The sequence below is a fragment of the Longimicrobium sp. genome (assembly GCA_036389135.1).
Lineage (GTDB): Bacteria > Gemmatimonadota > Gemmatimonadetes > Longimicrobiales > Longimicrobiaceae > Longimicrobium.
On the sequence record DASVQP010000105.1, the window covers coordinates 1 to 17,709 of the forward strand.

Below are 17,709 nucleotides of genomic sequence, written 5' to 3' on the forward strand. Positions count from 1 at the left end.
GAGCGGAGGGAGAAGCTTGAGCAGGGCCGCCGCGAACGAGAGCGGCGCCGGAAGGAGCCGATCAAAGCAGCGGCGTGATCACCGGCGAAGGTGTAACTCTCACGAGCAGGCGATTTGTTCGGGAACCGCTGAAGCAGTACATCGCGCGGCGTCGGGTTAGGATCAATTTGGCCGTTTATTGACCACCGCCTTGCTCCCACCGCATGCTCCCTGCTCCCTTGCCTCCGCTGTTCCAGGCGCGGATCGACGTCGGGCCGAAAGTCCTGGAGTTCATCGGCGCCCTCAGCCCGGACGACATCGTCACCGAGCTGGTGCAGAACGACCTTGACCAAGGTGCCAGGTCCACGCGCATCGTGTTCAACCGGGACACGCTCGTCGCGCAAGGGGACGGCAGGCCCGTTGACGAGGCCGGGTGGAGGCGGCTTTCGTATCTCCTCGGCGCCGGCGGTGCGGTGGAGGAGAAGCGGGATGGGATCGGCGTCAAGAACCACGGCTTGCGGTCCTGCTTCGCGCTGGGCGACGAGATCTGGGTGAGGTCCGCGGGCGCGCGTACGCTGCTTGCGCTCGCGCATCCGGATGAGCGCGGCCGCCGCCGCCGATTCAACCCCGGCGCCTGGGACCACCCCGTCCCCGACTCCGAGGCGCCCGCCGCCGGAGCCCGCATTGAGGTCCCGCTACGGACCCGGGCGCTTCCGAGGGATGGGAACACGGACACGGGCCTGGCCGTGCCCAGTGTGGAAGAGCTGGAGCGCCTCTTTCGCACCGCGGTTGCGGAAGCGCCCCAGCGCTATCTCGGGTGCGTGCGCCCGGACCTGACGACGCGCTACGCGCTGGTCCTAGAGCACTGGGAGCTTGGGACTTGGACGTTCACCTACACGTCCGGCCCCATGCGGCGAAAGGGGCGCAACCGCGTGTACCGGCGCCGGTGCACCGTGACAACACCCAACGGCACCACCGCGGCGCTGCGTGAAGAGGAAGCAGTCCTATTCGTGCCCCGGAAGGTGACGAAGCTCGGCCGCACGCCGCGGTTCTTCCGGGGTCCGGCCGGCCCGGTCTGCGAGATCAGCTGGCCGGTCAGCGCGAAGGGGAAGCCGCGGAGCGAGTCCGGTCGCTTCCGCTACCCCATCGCGTACGCCACGGACGGGCTGGACGCGCGCACGGAGGTAGGCGTCTCGTTCTCGGCGCCCTTCGTGTCGAACACGACTCGCCACGGCTTGGCGGCCGGTCTCCGGACGCAGAACGAGCCGCTGGTTGAGGCGTGCGAGAAGGCGCTCGTAAGGGTGCTGCGCGAGTATCTCGTACCGACGTTCGGAGTCGGGGCACTGGCGGTGCTACACGATCCCTCCCGTGCCGCGTCAGAGCGCGCGACACGTCTGGTACTCGCCGCGGCCGAGGCGGGCGCCCTCCCGGCGGCGCAATGCGGCAAAGGCGCGCGGGGCAGACGCGGAGCAGGCGGGGGTAGCCCGGCTTGCGTCCCTGTTACCAAGCCCGGGAGACCGGCCTTCCTCGTCCCGGTGTGGCACGGTGATCCGGCGGCATCGGCCTCGCAGCTGGCGGTCCTCGCCCCCACGCGAATGACCCAGCTTCACGGAGCGGTGCCGGCGTACGTCCGCGAGCTGCTCGTCGCGCGCAGCGCTCCAGCGCCGGGGAAGGGACTTCCGTTCATCCTGTTTGACGAGCGCGACGTGGTGGCGCGCTTCTGCGGGCGGACCTCCGGACCGCACGCGTGGCGCACTCCGGACGAGCGGCGGCGTGACATGGCGGACCCGGCCCGCGCGGCGGTCTACCTCGACGTCATCGCCAAGGGCTTCCGGAGCGGCGCGCTCGCCGCCCCGCATGCGGACGAGATCAGGAAGGAGGGGCTGCTTCCGGACCGCCGCGGCGAGCTTCAACCCTGGAACGCGCTCTGCCGCGAGCGCGAGGAGATTCCGGAGATCCCCGGCGTGGAGTTGCAGCCGTCGGTCCATCCGACGCTGGTGGATCATGCCGTCCTCACCCAGCACGTGAAGATCCCCGGCTTCCAGCTCTCCGAATACCTCGCGCGCCTCGACTTCACACCGGCCACCCCGGAAACTCGCGCGGAGTTCTTCGCCTGGCTCCTGAAGCACCGCCGTCGCGTCAGGGGCGCCGCGATCGAGGCGCTCTCGGCCCAGCCGGTGTGGCGCACGGGAGACGGCGCGTACGTCACCTTCCCGGAGCTGTGCGGTACCACCCCGGCGTTGCGGCGGATCCTCGCCGGGTTCGTGCACGTGCCTGCCTCCTCCGTGCGCACGATGTCCGGCGTTCGCTCGGACGGGCGCGGGTTCCTGCGCCTCCGGCGACAGCCAACCGGAGCCGAGTTGAGGGCGTGGTGGGACGCTGCCTCCGGCGCCTTCCCCCGCGACCGGCCGCTGACCCGCGAGGAGGTTGCGGCGTGGAGGCGCCTGGAGCGTGACCTCGTCCACGTCCGCGCGGACGCGCAGCTGAAGACGGAGATGCCGTGGATCGGATACGAGACCCCGGCAGTGGCCGGTGACCGCTGGCTCCGCCGCGTCGGGGAACTGCACCTCGGCGGCCCGCCGGTCGACGCATGTGCGCTCCTGCCCCGGGACCGGCTCGCAAGCGGCGGTGTATCGGAGCTTCATCGGGCGGTCGGGGCCCTGGTTCGCCCCTCCGCCGCGGCGCTGGTGCGGGCGCTCAGTGAGGACCCGGAGAACACCGAGGCGCTGCACCCGCGCCTCGCGGCGCTGGAGGCCGCGCGGCGCGCCAACGACCCGCCGCCGACCGACGTGTCGGCGCTGCCCATCCTCGTCGTCCACGGGGAGCGGCTCGCCCCTCGGCAGGTGGCGCTACGGGGCTCTCCGGACTACTGGGGCGCTTGGCGGGTGCCGCTCGTTCTCGATGGCGCCGCGACCGAGCGCCAAACCGACCTTGTCGCCGTGGGCGTCGCGGCGCGTACGCCTTCGGCTGAGACCTCCAGGGCGTTCTTCCTGTGGCTGTCGGCGCAGGCGGAGGACGTGCTGAAGGCGCATCTTGACCAGGTGATCCGGCACCTGCTGCACAAGAACGGCCCCCTTTCATGGTGGACCGCCCACCCTTCGCTCCCCTGCCTCCCGGTATACCTGCACCGCCGCAAGGTGCGCCTCCTCTCCTACGGGAGCGCCAACACACCGAGCAACAAGGTCCTCCTCCCGGACTTCGCCGCCCTGGAGACCGCGGTGCTGGCGCGCGATCGCCGGCGGCGGATCGCCATTGTCGAGACCACGGCAACGATGTCCTCCGCGTTCGATACCCTGCTGAACGACTGGGGGTTCGACTCCCTCCGCAACGTCGCGGCGCCTCCCGTCGACGTGCGCGCCGCAAGCGACGGCCACGAAGACGACGCGTTGACCGAACGGCTGCGTGTCGTGAGGGGAGAGCACTTTGGGGCGGTGTTCAGGAAGCGCATCCAGGAGATGCACCTCTCCGGGAGTTGCATCCGTCACCAGTGGCAACACCAGGTCCGCGGACTACGGGAGGTCCGGGTGGCGACGGGGCTGGAGGCCTGCTTCCGCTTGGGGAAGGAGGAATACTGGCTTCCCGTCGACAGCGCCTCCGACGTAGGCCGGAGCATCCTGTGGATCTCGGCGGATGCCGGGAGCCGGACGAGAGCATTCTTTGGCGCCCTGGCGGAGCGTGTCTTCGTTCCGGGCTCCCCAACGTACCTCGCCTACGCCCTGCAGGACGCTGTGGCCGCGGGCTATGAGGCACGATTCGACAGCCCGGCGCGGGCGGAGCCCGGGAACACCGGCGGTGCGGACGAGCTGACGCTGGAGGGCGACGGGCCCGCAGAGGGAGGGAGAGGGACGGACGTTCGCCGGACGCACAGCCTCGGCGACGCCGACAGCATGCCAAACGCGCCGGCGCCAGCGGCCCTGCCCACGCGCGGAGGGACGGGGGTGCGCTTCGCCCCCCGCCGCCGGCGCCTGTCGCAGCCGCGGGCGGAGTCGCCGGAAGAACGGGCCGCAACGGATGAGCTGAAGGAGAAGCACTATGCCTGGCACTGCCAGGTGTGTCTCGCAACCGCGGATCCGTCGCGGCTCGCGCCGGCCGGCACGTACGCGTTCCGCCCGATGAACCGGCGATCCATGATGGTGGGGCACCACGTCGACCCGGTGCACGGCGAAGGCGTGCGCTGGGTGAGCAACCTCCTGGTGCTGTGCGAGTATCACCACCGCCAGCTAGGCGACCTGCTGTCGCGGGACGGAATCGTCGCGGCGATCGCCACGGCGACTCCGCACGCGCTCGACTTCGAAGACGGTGACGGCGCCCGCGCTCGGATCGAGGGATTGGTGGTGGTGCTGCGACTCGATCGGGAGCCGTTCCAGCTGTCGATCTTCTTCACGCGGGAGCATGCCGACGCATGGCTCGCCGGGTAACCTGATTCGGTTTCACCCACGTTCCCCTCGCCGTCCACGCGTTGTGGCTGGCCTCGCAGCTTGTGGTGCGGTGGCGATGATGGCGGCCCGTACTTCGGGTTGGAGGAAACCGAGGAGTGCCGCAGCACGACCGGCATCGAAAGAGGGGTGCTGCTCCGCTGAAAAACGTAGCTGACCATCCAACACCTCTAGTAGCGGAAGATCGATCAGCTCGCTGTCGTTCTGTGCGCTAAAGGCACCGAGATCACCCTGGGAGCTCCGCAGGTCGAACACAAAATGGAGCATCCAAGCGCCCTCATGGCCCTCATAGTAAATCGGCGGATAAGCGGCGCACCGAAACTGCTGGGGCTCGGCGTTCGCGCGTACCCAGCACGGAATCGTCGCCTTGAGTTTCTGTACGCTCTGCCCAGCCCCGCGTCGCAGATACCATTCGAGGTTCTGCCGGCAGTCATTGCTTCTGAGTCGCCCCGTAAGCCCCTTGAGAAAATCCTGAAAGTCCCTGCCTAACGTATGACGAAGGTTGACTGTGAGGAGGAAGAGAAAGTCCTGTCCGCGCTGCCGTTCGAACAATCGGCGGAGCGCCGCGACACGTTTTGCGGGCACGCGCCCCCGGCGATAGCCGAATCCGCCGACGAAATCCAGGTTCACCAGATCGTAGGATAGCCGCTGGCGATGAGCAGGTGCCGCATCCGCCAGGATTGGCGCATGCCCATCCTGGTCAGTTCCATCAAGGATCACGTCTTCTATCTCACCACGCAGCAGTTGGAACTCGGACGAGACCTCGTGAACGGCTACGTTCATTAACAAGCGACCAATCGTCTCCTGAGCAATCTCTCTCTCCTCGGGCGTCCGGCCGGTCCACTCAACACCAGTGCGCTGGCCTAGCCACGGCTTCCAGTCGAGGAGATCATGGATCTCGGGGCCGCAAAGCCCAAGATAACTAAGCGGGCGTCCCAACTCACGGAAGCGCGCCTCAATGAGCGCACCATCCCAAACGCGTCGAATGACTCGTTTGTTCTCGCTGTCTTGATACGCCATTTCCGGCGCCGCCTAAACGTCCGCGCCGGTCAACTCGGCCGCGCGCGCAACAATTCCTGAGACGATGCTCCGGTACGCTGGGCTATCGAGCGAAAGCACATCTTCCAACACATTTTGTACGATGGTGATGAATGCGCCGAGATCGCCGTCCGTCTCGAAACCGATTTCGCTCAAAGCGGAGGGCAGCCGCGGTGCCGGTTCCGCTTGTCTTCGTTGCGCGTCCGATGTTGTCCGCTTGCCTGCCTTAGCCGCCTTTTTCGCCCGCTCTGCCTCTGAGCGCGGATCATCGACCATCTTTCTGACCACATCCTGGAGGCGCTTCGCCTTCTTTGTTGCCTCCTCCAGACGCGGCTTCACATCACGAGCCTTCGCCTTTTTGTGGTTTGCCAGAACGCGCAGGATCTCATTCAGTTCGCCCCATGTTCCGAGTGGATCCTCTATCGCGTTCGCTTCAATTTCCGAGGCGATCACATTGAGGTCCTTCTCAGCTTCAACTACCTTTTCCCTGGCAGCTTCGTTGACTTGGAACTCCAGGGCAGCCTTCTCGAGAAGTCCGAGCCGCCCCCGCACCGCGAGATCAAGCGACCGACGCGCTGGACTAGTTTCAAATGCGTCGCGCCCGGCATTCGGCACGACATCATCATCCAGAACGTAGATCTCGCCGGTATACCACCGATACAGCTGTGCCTGCTTGAATGCTGCGCGGAGCACATCGCGGTCACCGATCGTGAACCCCTTCACCTTGTAGACGAAGCCTTCGAAGCTCGGCTGTCCCTCCGCTCTCTTGTAGTTGCTGTCAATTGCACCGCGTTTCGCGTTGAGGCAGGCCCAGTAGTAGGCAACCTGCCGACCAGTGCTATCGACAATATAGTCATAGGCGGGCGGCTGCAGATCCGGGATATTGTCCTTGGTCACGGTTTCGTCCGGAATGCCATCGGACTGGAGCGTGATGCTGACAGCGTTGTAGGACGGCACCCGCGCGTAAAGCGCGTCGTTGATCTGCTTGCGGTATGGGAAATCGGGATGGAAGTCGACGGGCAGGTTCTGCAGCAGATAGCGCCGCATCTCAGCGCGGTTGGAAAGCTGCTTCACGTGAACATCATTGATCTCCTGCAACTCTACATGCGTGAAGTGCTTCTCCTTCGGAAACGACGATCGTTCACGCTTGACGTACGTGTGATTGGAAAGAAGACGGATCAGCGATGTCTTCTCTTTGCCCGACTTGTTCCTGTCCGCGTCGAGCACCTCGCGCATTGACGCGAATTGGAAAACCAGCACGTGAATATGTTCGTCGCCCGCGCGCTTGGTCGTGATGCGAAGTCGGTTGCAGATGTCGAACCCCGAGTAGATCCCGATTCCGCGGAAACCAACGTGCTCAGCGATGGATTTTGCGGAGAGTCCGAACTGCCGAGCCTGGAGCAACTCGTCGAGGTTCATACCACGACCGCTATCCAGAATCGCAGCTGAGTTCCCCGTCAACTTGATGGTGACGTGCTGCGCGCCGGCATCTACAGAGTTTTGGACGTACTCGCGGATGCAGTCGAGCGGGTTGTTGTATAGACCCTTGGACAGGATCGCGAGGAGCTCGCCGCCGATACCCTCCGGATCGATCGGTACCTGGTGAAGCTTGTCGGGTTCAGCATCGAGTAACTCAGAAAGCGTGAGTTGCTCGGGTGCATCGGCCGCAACGCCGTTCTTCGCCCCTCTGGCGGGAGTCGCCATGCGTGGAGATCCTTGCTAGTATGTGGAATGCCGGCTACTCACCGTCGTGGCCATGCAGCCGCTCTCGCAGCCACAGATTTGTCGCTAAGTTCGCGTTCTCCAAGTCGACCTGTGTGACGCGCCCGAGCCAACATCTCAACTACGCGTCGCGGTAGGAATGGCGCCACGGCGCGAATTGCACCTCCCGAATGCCGGCCCCAAAGCGCTTAGTCTGGGATCTGCATTGTAGCATCGGACCCGTAGATGCGAATGCCCCGCCACGGTTCCTCTGCCCAGCACGATTGTCCCGCGGTCGTGACGCGGAGGTTCCGTGGAAGTTCTGCGAAGACATCCGACGTGATCCAGATTGCCTTGGACGGCCGATCCGAAAGCTTCGCCGCGTAGTTTGCCGCCCGGCCGACCCACACCAAGTCCTTCGCTCCTCTCACTCCCTCGGTCGCAACGAAGAGCATGCTCTTATCGATCCCGACGGTGTGTCTGACGACGTAATTGGCCGACGGGAACTCCTGCTTCATTATTGGATTGACCGTGTTGAGACATGCATAGTTGATTCGGAGGGCTGCGGTCACTGCACTAGGACACTGGTTCGAGCCCAGGAACACTGCCATGATCCGATCACCATCGTAGGCGGTGATCTGTCCGCCTGATTCCCGAATGAGCTTTGCCGCACAGTGGAGATAGGTCTTGTAGACCAGAGCTGCGAACTGCGGTTCCTTCGTATCCACCAAGTCCGTAGAACCGGCAAGATCGGCATACAGAACGCAACCCTCCAATCGAACGGCCTGGTTGCCCAGGCCGACAGAATCGGCCGTGGGGACGACCGATCCATTCCGGATAGTCCACGGCTCTTTCAGTGTCTTCCGCACCCAGGCGGCCAGATCTGTGTGAAGCCCCATGCTTACCTCGACCCCAGGTCCGAGATCCGTTCCCGTAGTTCGGTAACGACGGGGCCCAGCCGAGCATTCAAGGTAGCCGGTTCCCCCGGAGCAAACTCGAGCGGAGTGAATCCAAGCAGATCCGAGGGCAGCTTCAAATCGAGCCCGCGCTGCTTGAGGACCCATGTACGATTACGGCCAAGAACACCGCAGAACATCCCGAGCTCAAATAGGACGTTGTCCCGAGGCGCCAAGGCACGTTTTCTTCGGCTCGTGACGGTGTCGTCAGCAGTCAACACGAGGAGAGCAAAATCGCTGTTTGTTACTTGCACTTCCAAGCTATCCAAACCACTCCTGGAGGGAGCAAATACGCCGTCAGTCCACATCCGCACCGTCAGCGGGTCATAGGCAAAACCCTTCTGGATCTCACGGGCAGTGGATAGTCCCTCCACGGAGCAGCCCACGAAGAGCTCAGGCGTCGTTCGCCGCGGCGGGACGAGCCCGCCGCGCTCGCGAAGCCGTGCGGAGACGATCTGTGCTGAGGCCTTCCATACGCGGGGAAACCGATCTGCAAAAGCCCAAAATTCCGATCCGTCCACCACCACGGCCACCGTCGGCTGAAGAGCGACAACCGTCGCCGCGCGCGGTGCGGCAGGATCGATGACGGCCATCTCACCCACGCACGTTCCCGCCTCGCGACGCCGCACCTCAACGCCGTTTACCTGTACGGAGACGACACCAGCGAGGAGGAGGTAGATACGACTATCCCCGGCACCTTGGCTGATGAGAACATCACCCTCGTTGAACGATCTTAGAGAAGCGGTCCGCGCGAGTTCCTCTGCGGCTTCACTGATGCCGGCGAGTATCGGCTGCAGCCTGAGACCTTCGATCAACTTGGGGACTCCACCTGGACCTTGAAATCGGCTCAACATGGTCACCGCGATAGAAGGGCGCGTCATTGAAGTCACGAGTGGGTCGAGTTAGGGGCCAAAAACTCCCGGCTGAGAACACGGAACGTCCGCTCTGAACGTAACTGGCGCACAATGGAAACGGCAACTAAGTTGCGGGCCGCGAGATCATCCTATTTATCTCCCTTATTATCTCCCCCACGGGCCGATGTCCGCCTCCCCGAAACAATATAAATTTACCATCGGGAACGAGTACGTCGGAGCCAGTCTCCTGGATATCGTCTCCGGCGCTCTGTACGGCCAAGTGCTGGATGTCGTGCGCGAGTACATTCAGAATGCCTTCGATGCAAAATCCCGCCGGGTGCACATCGTTCTCCGAGACGATGAGATCTGGATTCGCGATGACGGCATCGGCCTGAACCCAACACGGCTCGACCAGGCGCGGATGGTCGCAGTCTCCGCGAAGAAGCCGGGCGACGTGGGTTTCAGAGGGATCGGGGTATACTCGTCCTACAATGTGGCGGACTCGCTCGAGCTCATCACGCGGCCGCAGGGTGGGAGCAGCGTATATGTGCTGCGGATCGATTTCGCGGGGATGCGTGCGGAACGTGAACGCCGCGAGGCCGATCCCAGCCTCGGTGTCCTCTCCCTCGTCGATGCCCTCGAGCAATTCACCGTGATCGAGGATTTCGTCGGAAGCGCCCCGTTGGATGACAAGAAGGCGTTCTCCCTGGTTCGCCTAACGAACCCGGCGGATCATCTCAGGGAGGCGCTCGCCGACGAGAGCGGGCTTACATCGTACCTTCAGGCAGCTATTCCGCTTTCGTTTCCCAAGGGACACCGCCACGCGAAACAGATCCAAAAGCAACTCGTGGCGAAAGGGATAGAGCTAAGACGAATCCAAGTCGCGCTGACGCCCGCCACCGCAAATCCGCGTGACGCAAAAGCTGCGGTCAACTTCTTCGCTGACGGGTACGAGGATCTGCTGCCGCCGACATTTCGGGAGCTTCGCCGGAATGGAAAGCGACTGGCGGTGCTCTGGTATTGTGTGCACCGGAAACCCACCGTGCTCCCCAAAGGGGTGCCTGCCGGTTTTCAGACGCGATTGAACGGATTTGGGATCGGAGATCCGTCCCTGCCGCGGCGGTTTTGGGGTAAAGCGGGCGCTGGCATCCTGTATCGGCACCTCATCGGCGAGATTCACGCGGTGGACCCGCGCCTGCGGCCGAGCGCGGAGAGATCCCAGTTCGAAGATTCGCCAGCACGCCGCGAGTTCGAAGCGGAACTGACGCAGGCGCTGGACAAGGTTGAAGATTGGATCCAGAAGCGCCAGACTGCGCTGAACGATTTAGAAGACAAGGAGGATGCCAAGGGGCCCGCTGTTCACACCGCCGCGGAAGTAACACTCAAAAAGCTTTGCAAGACCTATGGGGCCAAGCCCCCCCTCACGTACGACTTGATCGTTGATCCCAAAACGAAAAAGAAAGTAGACGAACGCGCGGTCGCAAACTCCAATGGGTCCCAGACGCCCAGCGATTCCGCGCAAACACCGAATCCTGGTGAGGCGAACAGCAATGACGGTTCTCAGCCAAATACGCCGCAAGCTTCCGGCACTGAGAACACGGGCGTCACCGCTGACTCTGCTGATGCTGCTGACACTGCTAAGGATTCCGGAGGCGATCAGGGTCAGAGCTCCTCGCAGCCTGCAGCTGCTCCGTCAATTTCTAAGCAGCTGTGGGATCAAAAGCACCCGAAAAAATGGCCTAGTGGCGCATGGGAGAAGTTCCAGCTCGTTGATCGAGCGGTCGATGAGTCTACCGACGCGAAAGGCGCTCAGCAGATCCGCAACAAGCTGCGCGACTTGCTGCATTAGGGACGGTTGTTCGCAGACCGAGCCAATTGCCAGTGGATTCGCCATCGTGCGGCGACCACGCGGTTGCAGTTCATGCGTCGGCTAACCGAAAAGGGTCCGCACCGCCGATCCCGTTCGGAGTTGCCCCCGAATCAGCCCACGCGTCCACGTACTCGTTCGTCGTGATGTCGTGCCCGGTTGCGCCGATAGCGCGACCCGCACCGTAGTCCACCCCTGATATGCGGCTGCCTAGATCCACCTGCAGGCAGCCGCTTCAACTTCGTGGCTCCGGTGTTTCACGCCTGCCCGGAATTCACTGCTGCTCGTTGAGGCGCTCGGCGAGACGCTCGACGAGAGTGCGTGCCGCCGCACTATCTCTCATGCATTCGAAAACGAGAGCAAAAACACGCTCGTACGCCTCACGCTCGGATCCTGGAAACCGCGCGAGTTGATGTGCCCCGGGGGGATGAGCAGGAAGGCGATGGCGCCGCTCCCGCAGTTCGGCGAGGCGCGACCGCAGCTTGGCCTGATCCTCCGCGGCGAACAGATCGGACTCCGCGACTTTCGCCATCACCTCCAGAGCCTGATCCAGGTCGCGCATAAGCGCACCTGCAGCGGTACCGGTCACCAACCCCGGTTCCAGAAGGGCGAGGATATCCCCAACCCGTGCCTCGGAAGCATCGAAAGCCTTCTCGCGAACGCGCCGCATCGAGCTATCGCGCGTCCGTTGCGTGAGGCCACGTGCAAGGGGAACGAGGTTGAGCGTGAGTGCGGTTGCCGCAGGGCTCTGTTCGAAGGCGTCACGTCTGGCGTTCGGCACGACCCTGGGATCCAGTATGTGAATCTCCCCCACGACCCAGTTCACAAAGCGTGTCTCGGGAAAGATCTCGGCAAACACATCCGCACCGCCAATCTGGATATCGCCGATGCGAGCACGAAGCCCGCGGACTTCGCGCTCGGCGGCGATTGCTCCGAGGTAGTTGTGATGCAGAACCCAGCCTGCGGCTACCGTCCCGAGATCTGGATCGTCTATCGTAACTCGCTGCAACTCCAGGTAGCTGTCCAGCTTCGTCGCCGTGATCTGCACGTGGTTCCGGAACGGCCGTGTAAGGCCCCGCTCCATCCCACCGATCCGGATGTCGAAATGGCCCGTTGGCAGGTGCTCCGCCAGGAACTCCTCGATCTCTGCGCCGAACTGGAAATCGGGGCTGAACGGAACCGGCGCAACCTGAGAGAGGTAGCGGGCGAGGGTATCCTCGTTGAGGAGCATGTCGCCGCGGAGCCGCATGACGCGCTCCATGTGCACCTCGAAGTAGTGTACAGCGGCGCCTTGCTCCGGTCCGGCAGCAACCGTCACGACGCGGTGGATGATCTCATCCAGCGTTCCCGAGAATTCCGGGTCGCGAAGAAGGTCGCGCAGGCGCCGGCAGTCCCACCGGAGTTCGGTCGACCTGGTGTCACCGGCCGCCTTGGTACGGAAGGTCAGGACCTGGCAGAATCCCAGGGCTGCCAGACGGCCGATGCCGCGAAAGCCGCGTGCGCTCTGGCCCCGCTTCTCGCTTGCGCCGAAGGCGGTTAGCACCCGAACGGCAGATTCGGCCGACACCCCGATGCCGTTGTCGCGGAAACGGGCTTCTCGCCGGACGGGGTCAACGTGAATCTCGATCCGCCCTTCGGATCGGTTCTCGAGGAGCCCCGCGCTGCAGGCCGCGTCGACGGCGTCCACGGCATTCTGCACGTACTCGCGATAGAGCGTGAGCGGATCGATGTACATCGCCGTGCTGAAGAGCTCGATGATGTCCTTTCCGATCACCACGGGCTCGGTCGGAATCGTCAGTGATTCCTGTGATTTCGGCGGCCGCGACGAAAGAGTCCCGGGGCTCACGCAAACACCTCTTCCGCTACAGCAGCATTCGCCGGGAGCGGAATATCTTCATCATACAGCCCGGCGTCTTCGACGAGTTCGTCATCAGGAATGGTAGCGACCTCCTGGAGTGACTCCAGCCGCGCCTGCCGAGCGCGGGTCCAGATCTCCTGCTCTTCGGAGCGCGTGAGGGGGAAGTAGTGCTCAAGCACCCGGGCGAGGGGAGTTCCGGCGAACGCACGCGCATACTCCGGGAACTCCGCCGGCTCGCCCACCGCCAGCAGGCCGAGCAACTCTGCCCGCTCGCTGGCCGAGAGCCGGCCCATGTCTGACTGGTACTGCTCGAACTCGGGCTTCCCGTCCATGGTTTCGTACCACTCGCGATTGAAGATCATGCGCTGCGGCCGGATCAAGATGCTCTCGAACTCCTCGTAGGTATCTCCGAACGCGCGCTTGAAGAACTGCGGCGACCCGCTCACGATGCCGCCCGTGGCCTGCAGCACCACCTGCATCGAGCGGAGGAAGTGCCGATTCCATTTCTCACCCACATGTCCACGGTCCGGCCTATCCGTCGGCTGAAAGCGCATAGGGAACGAGAAAATCCGAATTCCGAGATCCTCGTTGAGTGCCACGTTCAGCCGCATGCGCTCAAAAAGATCCGACGGCGAGTCATGAAAATTGTACAGCATGTAATTCGAGAGATTCGTCAGACCGACGTCATGCGCATAACGGACAGCTTGCGTGTAGGGCTTTTTCAAGCCGAGGTGATCGAACGCGATCCGGAGCGGACTGAGACAGATTGTAGCGAGTTCCCGGAGGTACATGGGGTCTTTGCATAGAATGCGAGCGTCGACACCCTGGTTGAAATCCACACGGCGCTGGACAGGCACACGCCCTCGATGGAGCTTGGCCCCCGCCTCGAAACCGAGGTCGCGGATCTCAGCGATGATTTCCCGGAACTTAGCAGCGGCGACGACGTTGTTGTCCATCAGCACGAGATCCTTCTTCGCCCCATACCGTTCCTCTACGCTACGCACGATGTAGGAGATGGACTCCGTTTCCCGCAGGTCCCCCTCAAGCTTCGGAACGCCGCAGAAAGAGCATTTGCGGATGCAGCCGCGCGAGGCATACGCAAAGTACGCGTCCCGCACGGGATACTTGTATTCGATCTGGTCGAGGATGCTGTAGTCCGGGACATGATCGTCCATTGAACGTCCATCGATGTCGTCACTGTAGAATTCTCCGGCAAAGTCGTCCAGCTGCAACGAGATCGCGGGAGCTTGGTCGAGCAATCCTTGAATGAACCGAATTCCCCGCCAATGCGGCTGGTCGAGGAAGCGCTGGTGCATCAGCGAGACAGCAATGCCGCCGACGAAGATCCGCTCGGATGCTCCATTCGCTACTTCGAGTGCGAAGTCGATTGCAGCAGCAATCCGCTTCCACTCGAAGGAGAACAGTGTCGTGATGTAGATGCGATCCCACGTTTCACTAAGCACTGACCGGTCCTCGCCCTTGATGAACCGGACGCGGTCCTTTTTTCCGTAAGGCCCATGATACTGGGCGATCTTCATCAGTCCGAGAGGCGGGTACTTGTTCTTGTAACCCGGCTCGATCAAGAGGATTTTGCGGTTAGCCATGGGCGTGATTCTCGGCCAAGGGCGCTCTGCGCTTGCGTACGCCGCTAGAGCTTGGAGATGAGGCACTGCCACGCGAGTTTGCCCGTGCAGCGCGGATCAGATTCAATGCCGTTTTTGCGCCGCCTCTACCACCAAGGCCCTTCAGAGGACCTGTGTTAGACCAGTCGAAATCGCCGGCGAAATCGCTAAGTGTCGCTTCCAAGTATGAATACGTGAGCTGAGCCGCGTCCCCTCGGCGCTCGATCCACAGGTCGGCCAACAGATCCATCAGTGCGTAGATCCCCACACCCTTGTTAAGAAGATTGCGCCGCGGATGAACCCATTCATGCCGGAGCACAGTAGCAACCGCGGTCCAGTAGTCGCGGACAACCCGCGCGATCTCGATGGGCGCTACTCCGCTGGACAGCGCCTCTGATGCGTTCAGGAACCGTTTCACCGCTTCCTGTACCATCCGAAGGGACGCGCGCCGGTACTTGCCGACAGTCTTGTCACCACCAAGATCCAGCTGCTGGTACCATGGAGATTCCTCGGTGTCGCGTAAGTAGAACGCGATGAACAGTTCGGGCCGATCCACACTCAGATCCGCTGCCAGACGGACCTCATGATAATCAAGCAGGCTTCCGCTCAAGCCCTTTGCCTTGCCGTTGATGATGTTGAATACCTCTAACTCTTCGCGGACCGAGAGCTCGACAAAACACATGAAGGGCAGCTGGATATCGAGGTCCTGAATCCGTCCGAGGCGGTGCTGGCAGTCAACTTGAGCGAGTATCCCGGCCGCACCTTCACGCACGATCAACTGCGCAGTACCACCTCCTCCAGCCTTGATCCGCCATGCTCCCTTGGTATTTGAGCGCAGGTTGAACGTGAGAGGAATCGTGGTACTGCCTTCCTTCTGGATGTAACGCCTGAAATCAAGGCTGTGGGGCATGTAGATCCGGCGCTGGTACCCGGTCCCAGCGGCTTCATCCAGGACATCAGCAAAGCTCAATTTGTGGAGCAGGTTGGCGGGACCAAACCCGAGCAATACTGGACGATCAGCCGAATAGCCGCGCAGTACGGGCAGGACGATCGGAGGCATTCAGCGGGAGGATGAGGTGACAAGTTGCAGTGATACGCTGCAAATATGGAAGCATTGTCCTGCACGGACAAGGCCGATGAAGCCGACACTCCCCGCTACGTGCTACTGTTGAGCCCGAAATGAAACCTCGCGTGCGGGGCGCGCAGCGCGGTCGGAGCTTACCTCCAACAGGGTGGCGGTACGCATCTCCATTTCGTCGGCCCCTTTTACACCGGACATCCAAAAGGCTTGAGTCCAGAATACGGAAGCCCCCCGGCAGATCGCCGGGGGGCTTCTCTCGGTTCGAGGGCGCCGCGAACGACGCATGACCCGCGGCTCAGGCCGCCGGATCGGTGCCCGCCCATTCCGCCGCGAGCTCCGTGCACACCGGGTTGTAGCCGCTCGTCTTCGAGATGGTCATCGTGCACTCCCACTTCCGCAGCTCGGTGCTGCGCGCGCGCACCGTGTAGCCCGCCTGCGTCACGCCGGTGACCCTGAGCCCCACCCCCGGCGAGGTCGCGTACGTCATGGTCCCGGCCGTCGGGGTGCCGGTGGCCTGGATCCCCGTGGGGAACTGCGCGTGGTCCTGGTAGTGCAGCGCCGCCTGGCTGTGGTAGCCCTTCAGGTCGTTGATGAGCGCGTTCTTCCGTACCGCCTCGCTGCCGCCGAGGAGGTTCGGCACCACCATCTTCAGCAGGATCGCCGCGATGATCACCACCCCGATCATCTCGATCAGCGTGTACCCCGGCGCGAAACCGCGGCGGTAGGCGGGGACGCTGGCGAAGCGCGGGACCGGCCGTGGCGGGCGGCGGAGCCGCGTGGACGGCGGCGGGGGGATTCGGACGGGCGCGGCCGCCCGCGGGCGCGTGAGGAGCTGCATGTTGGTCTTCGCGTGAGACGTTGCGGTGATGCGACCGAGGCGTGCCGACGGCACGCGTTGGTGCGATGGACGGGGATCAAGCGGCATCGGCAGCCGAGCGTCGATCCTCTCCATCCAGATACCGTGACCCTCGAAAGACGGTTCTTGAAACGCCGAAGGCCGGAGGAATCGCTCCGGCCTTCAGGCGCAGGTTCCCCCGTCGCCTGGACGGGCGCATCCGCCCGGCGGCGCGGGACGGTTACGTGGGAGCCGCCTGGATCAGCCCCAGCGCGCGGGACTTGGCGGCGGCCATCGCGGCGCCCAGCGGCTGCAGGATCCCGCGCCGCTCGCGTGCGATTGACGCGAACGCCGGCCAGTCCAGCGGGTTCAATCGCTGCTGGAGCTCGTCCCAGCTGAGAATGTCGGGGAGATCCTGCTTGTTGTACTGCAGGATCACCGGCACTTCCAGGATGCTCCGGCCGTTCGCCTCCAGCGTGCGCCGCAGATCGTCCATCGCCACCAGGTTCGCCTCCGCGCGCTGATAGTGGCTGTCCGCGACGAACACCACGGCATCGGGGTCCCGCAGGTTCTGCTGCCTCGCCCGGACGTACTGCACCTGGCCGGGTACGGTCTTGACGTTGTACTGGAGCGACCATCCTCCGGGCAGCGGCACGGTGATCGGAAGGAGGTCGAAAAACACCGTGCGTTCGCCTTCCGTGTCTTCCCGCACCAGCCTGGCGCCGGGCAGCTGCGCCTCGATCTGCTCCAGCGTCGTGGTTTTCCCGCAGAGGCCCGGACCGTAGTAGACGATCTCGGCGATGTAGCGCCGGAGCGCAAAGTTCGTGGTGGCCATCAGCCGGAGGCGTTCAGGAGGGTGTGGCAGAGGTCGGCCGCGGCGCGGTCGAAATCGGCGGCCAGGTCGGCCGGCGGGACGTCCACCCCGCACCGGCCGACTTCGGTCAGATACTGCTCGCGTGCGTGAACCAGCGCGCCGTCCACCTCGGCCGGATCGCCGGCGAGTCCCCGGTGCTGGAGAGAGAGGAGCGCGTCACCGGCGATCGTGGCCGCGAGCAACCCCACCCGCTCTCCGGCGGACAGCACGGGGACCACCGCACCCGGAGCGGGACCCCCTCGTGGCGGAACCCGCGTGCCGGGGTCCGCCTCCGCGATGAACCGCATGATGTCGTCGGTTCCATCCCCGTCGAAGGGCGCACTCGCGCGGACCGGGCTGAGAAAGGGCGGCGGCCGGACCGAACGACCGGCCAGTGCCGGCCCCAGGCCGCCGGGGGAGGAGGGCGCCGGGTCGCCGGGGGCGGATTCGGGCGCGGGAAGCGCGCGTACGCAGATTTCCCACGCCCCGCCCAGAGCCGCGGGGCGCAGATCCAGCACCTCGATCCCGAGGCCGCGTCCGAACGCGCGCGCGCGCTCCAGCAGGTCCTCGTGCGCGGGCCGGAGCGCGCCCGCCAGCTCGATCAGTTCGAGAAGGGTATCGCTTGGCAT

At 63.8% G+C, this 17,709-nt stretch carries 12 protein-coding genes; 2 read left to right on the plus strand and 10 right to left on the minus strand.

Features of this window, described 5'->3' with window-relative positions; all coding sequences use genetic code 11:
- Window positions 1–218 precede the first annotated feature (218 nt).
- Entirely contained in the window at window positions 219–4,397 is a 4,179-nt protein-coding gene (locus VF584_22065; protein ID HEX8212877.1) for a hypothetical protein, read from the plus strand.
- Window positions 4,398–4,409: 12 nt separating this feature from the next.
- Here VF584_22065 and VF584_22070 read toward each other — a convergent pair whose 3' ends face one another.
- From VF584_22070 to VF584_22085, 4 genes are all read right to left on the minus strand, one after another.
- Window positions 4,410–5,435: a hypothetical protein gene (locus VF584_22070; GenBank protein ID HEX8212878.1), complete on the minus strand. Its 1,026-nt coding sequence runs from the start codon at window positions 5,433–5,435 to the stop codon at window positions 4,410–4,412.
- Window positions 5,436–5,447: 12 nt separating this feature from the next.
- Entirely contained in the window at window positions 5,448–7,157 is a 1,710-nt protein-coding gene (locus VF584_22075) for an ATP-binding protein (protein ID HEX8212879.1), read from the minus strand.
- A 206-nt stretch (window positions 7,158–7,363) separates the two neighbouring features.
- Window positions 7,364–8,053, minus strand: a complete 690-nt coding sequence (locus VF584_22080; GenBank protein HEX8212880.1) for a hypothetical protein — start codon at window positions 8,051–8,053, stop codon at window positions 7,364–7,366.
- Window positions 8,054–8,055: 2 nt separating this feature from the next.
- Window positions 8,056–8,925, minus strand: coding sequence for a TIR domain-containing protein (locus VF584_22085; GenBank protein ID HEX8212881.1), 870 nt, complete (start codon window positions 8,923–8,925; stop codon window positions 8,056–8,058).
- A 223-nt stretch (window positions 8,926–9,148) separates the two neighbouring features.
- Here VF584_22085 and VF584_22090 point away from each other — a divergent pair, with 223 nt between their 5' ends.
- Window positions 9,149–10,813, plus strand: coding sequence for an ATP-binding protein (locus VF584_22090; GenBank protein ID HEX8212882.1), 1,665 nt, complete (start codon window positions 9,149–9,151; stop codon window positions 10,811–10,813).
- 292 nt (window positions 10,814–11,105) lie between these two features.
- On the opposite strand, the gene VF584_22095 is transcribed toward VF584_22090, so the two are convergent.
- The 6 genes from VF584_22095 to VF584_22120 form a co-directional block, all read right to left on the minus strand.
- Window positions 11,106–12,605 carry an ATP-binding protein gene (locus VF584_22095; protein HEX8212883.1) on the minus strand — a complete coding sequence of 500 codons (1,500 nt, stop codon included), beginning with the start codon at window positions 12,603–12,605 and terminating at the stop codon, window positions 11,106–11,108.
- Between the two features lie 68 nt (window positions 12,606–12,673).
- Window positions 12,674–14,293 carry a hypothetical protein gene (locus VF584_22100; GenBank protein HEX8212884.1) on the minus strand — a complete coding sequence of 540 codons (1,620 nt, stop codon included), beginning with the start codon at window positions 14,291–14,293 and terminating at the stop codon, window positions 12,674–12,676.
- Window positions 14,286–15,371, minus strand: coding sequence for a DGQHR domain-containing protein (locus VF584_22105; GenBank protein HEX8212885.1), 1,086 nt, complete (start codon window positions 15,369–15,371; stop codon window positions 14,286–14,288). The genes VF584_22100 and VF584_22105 overlap by 8 nt, the downstream gene beginning before the upstream one ends.
- Window positions 15,372–15,687: 316 nt before the next feature.
- Window positions 15,688–16,230: a hypothetical protein gene (locus tag VF584_22110; GenBank protein ID HEX8212886.1), complete on the minus strand. Its 543-nt coding sequence runs from the start codon at window positions 16,228–16,230 to the stop codon at window positions 15,688–15,690.
- Between the two features lie 238 nt (window positions 16,231–16,468).
- Entirely contained in the window at window positions 16,469–17,062 is a 594-nt protein-coding gene (locus tag VF584_22115; GenBank protein ID HEX8212887.1) for a GTPase domain-containing protein, read from the minus strand.
- Window positions 17,062–17,709, minus strand: coding sequence for a hypothetical protein (locus tag VF584_22120; protein ID HEX8212888.1), 648 nt, complete (start codon window positions 17,707–17,709; stop codon window positions 17,062–17,064). The genes VF584_22115 and VF584_22120 overlap by 1 nt, the downstream gene beginning before the upstream one ends.

Excerpts from the sequence above, each read along its gene's own strand:
- VF584_22070 (HEX8212878.1), bottom strand. The coding sequence starts at position 5,435 with ATGGCGTATCAAGACAGCGAGAACAAACGAGTCATTCGACGCGTTTGG.
- VF584_22075 (HEX8212879.1), bottom strand. The coding sequence starts at position 7,157 with ATGGCGACTCCCGCCAGAGGGGCGAAGAACGGCGTTGCGGCCGATGCA.
- VF584_22080 (HEX8212880.1), bottom strand. The coding sequence starts at position 8,053 with ATGGGGCTTCACACAGATCTGGCCGCCTGGGTGCGGAAGACACTGAAA.
- VF584_22090 (HEX8212882.1), top strand. The coding sequence starts at position 9,149 with ATGTCCGCCTCCCCGAAACAATATAAATTTACCATCGGGAACGAGTAC.
- VF584_22100 (HEX8212884.1), bottom strand. The coding sequence starts at position 14,293 with ATGGCTAACCGCAAAATCCTCTTGATCGAGCCGGGTTACAAGAACAAG.
- VF584_22105 (HEX8212885.1), bottom strand. The coding sequence starts at position 15,371 with ATGCCTCCGATCGTCCTGCCCGTACTGCGCGGCTATTCGGCTGATCGT.
- VF584_22110 (HEX8212886.1), bottom strand. The coding sequence starts at position 16,230 with ATGCAGCTCCTCACGCGCCCGCGGGCGGCCGCGCCCGTCCGAATCCCC.
- VF584_22115 (HEX8212887.1), bottom strand. The coding sequence starts at position 17,062 with ATGGCCACCACGAACTTTGCGCTCCGGCGCTACATCGCCGAGATCGTC.
- VF584_22120 (HEX8212888.1), bottom strand. The coding sequence starts at position 17,709 with ATGCCAAGCGATACCCTTCTCGAACTGATCGAGCTGGCGGGCGCGCTC.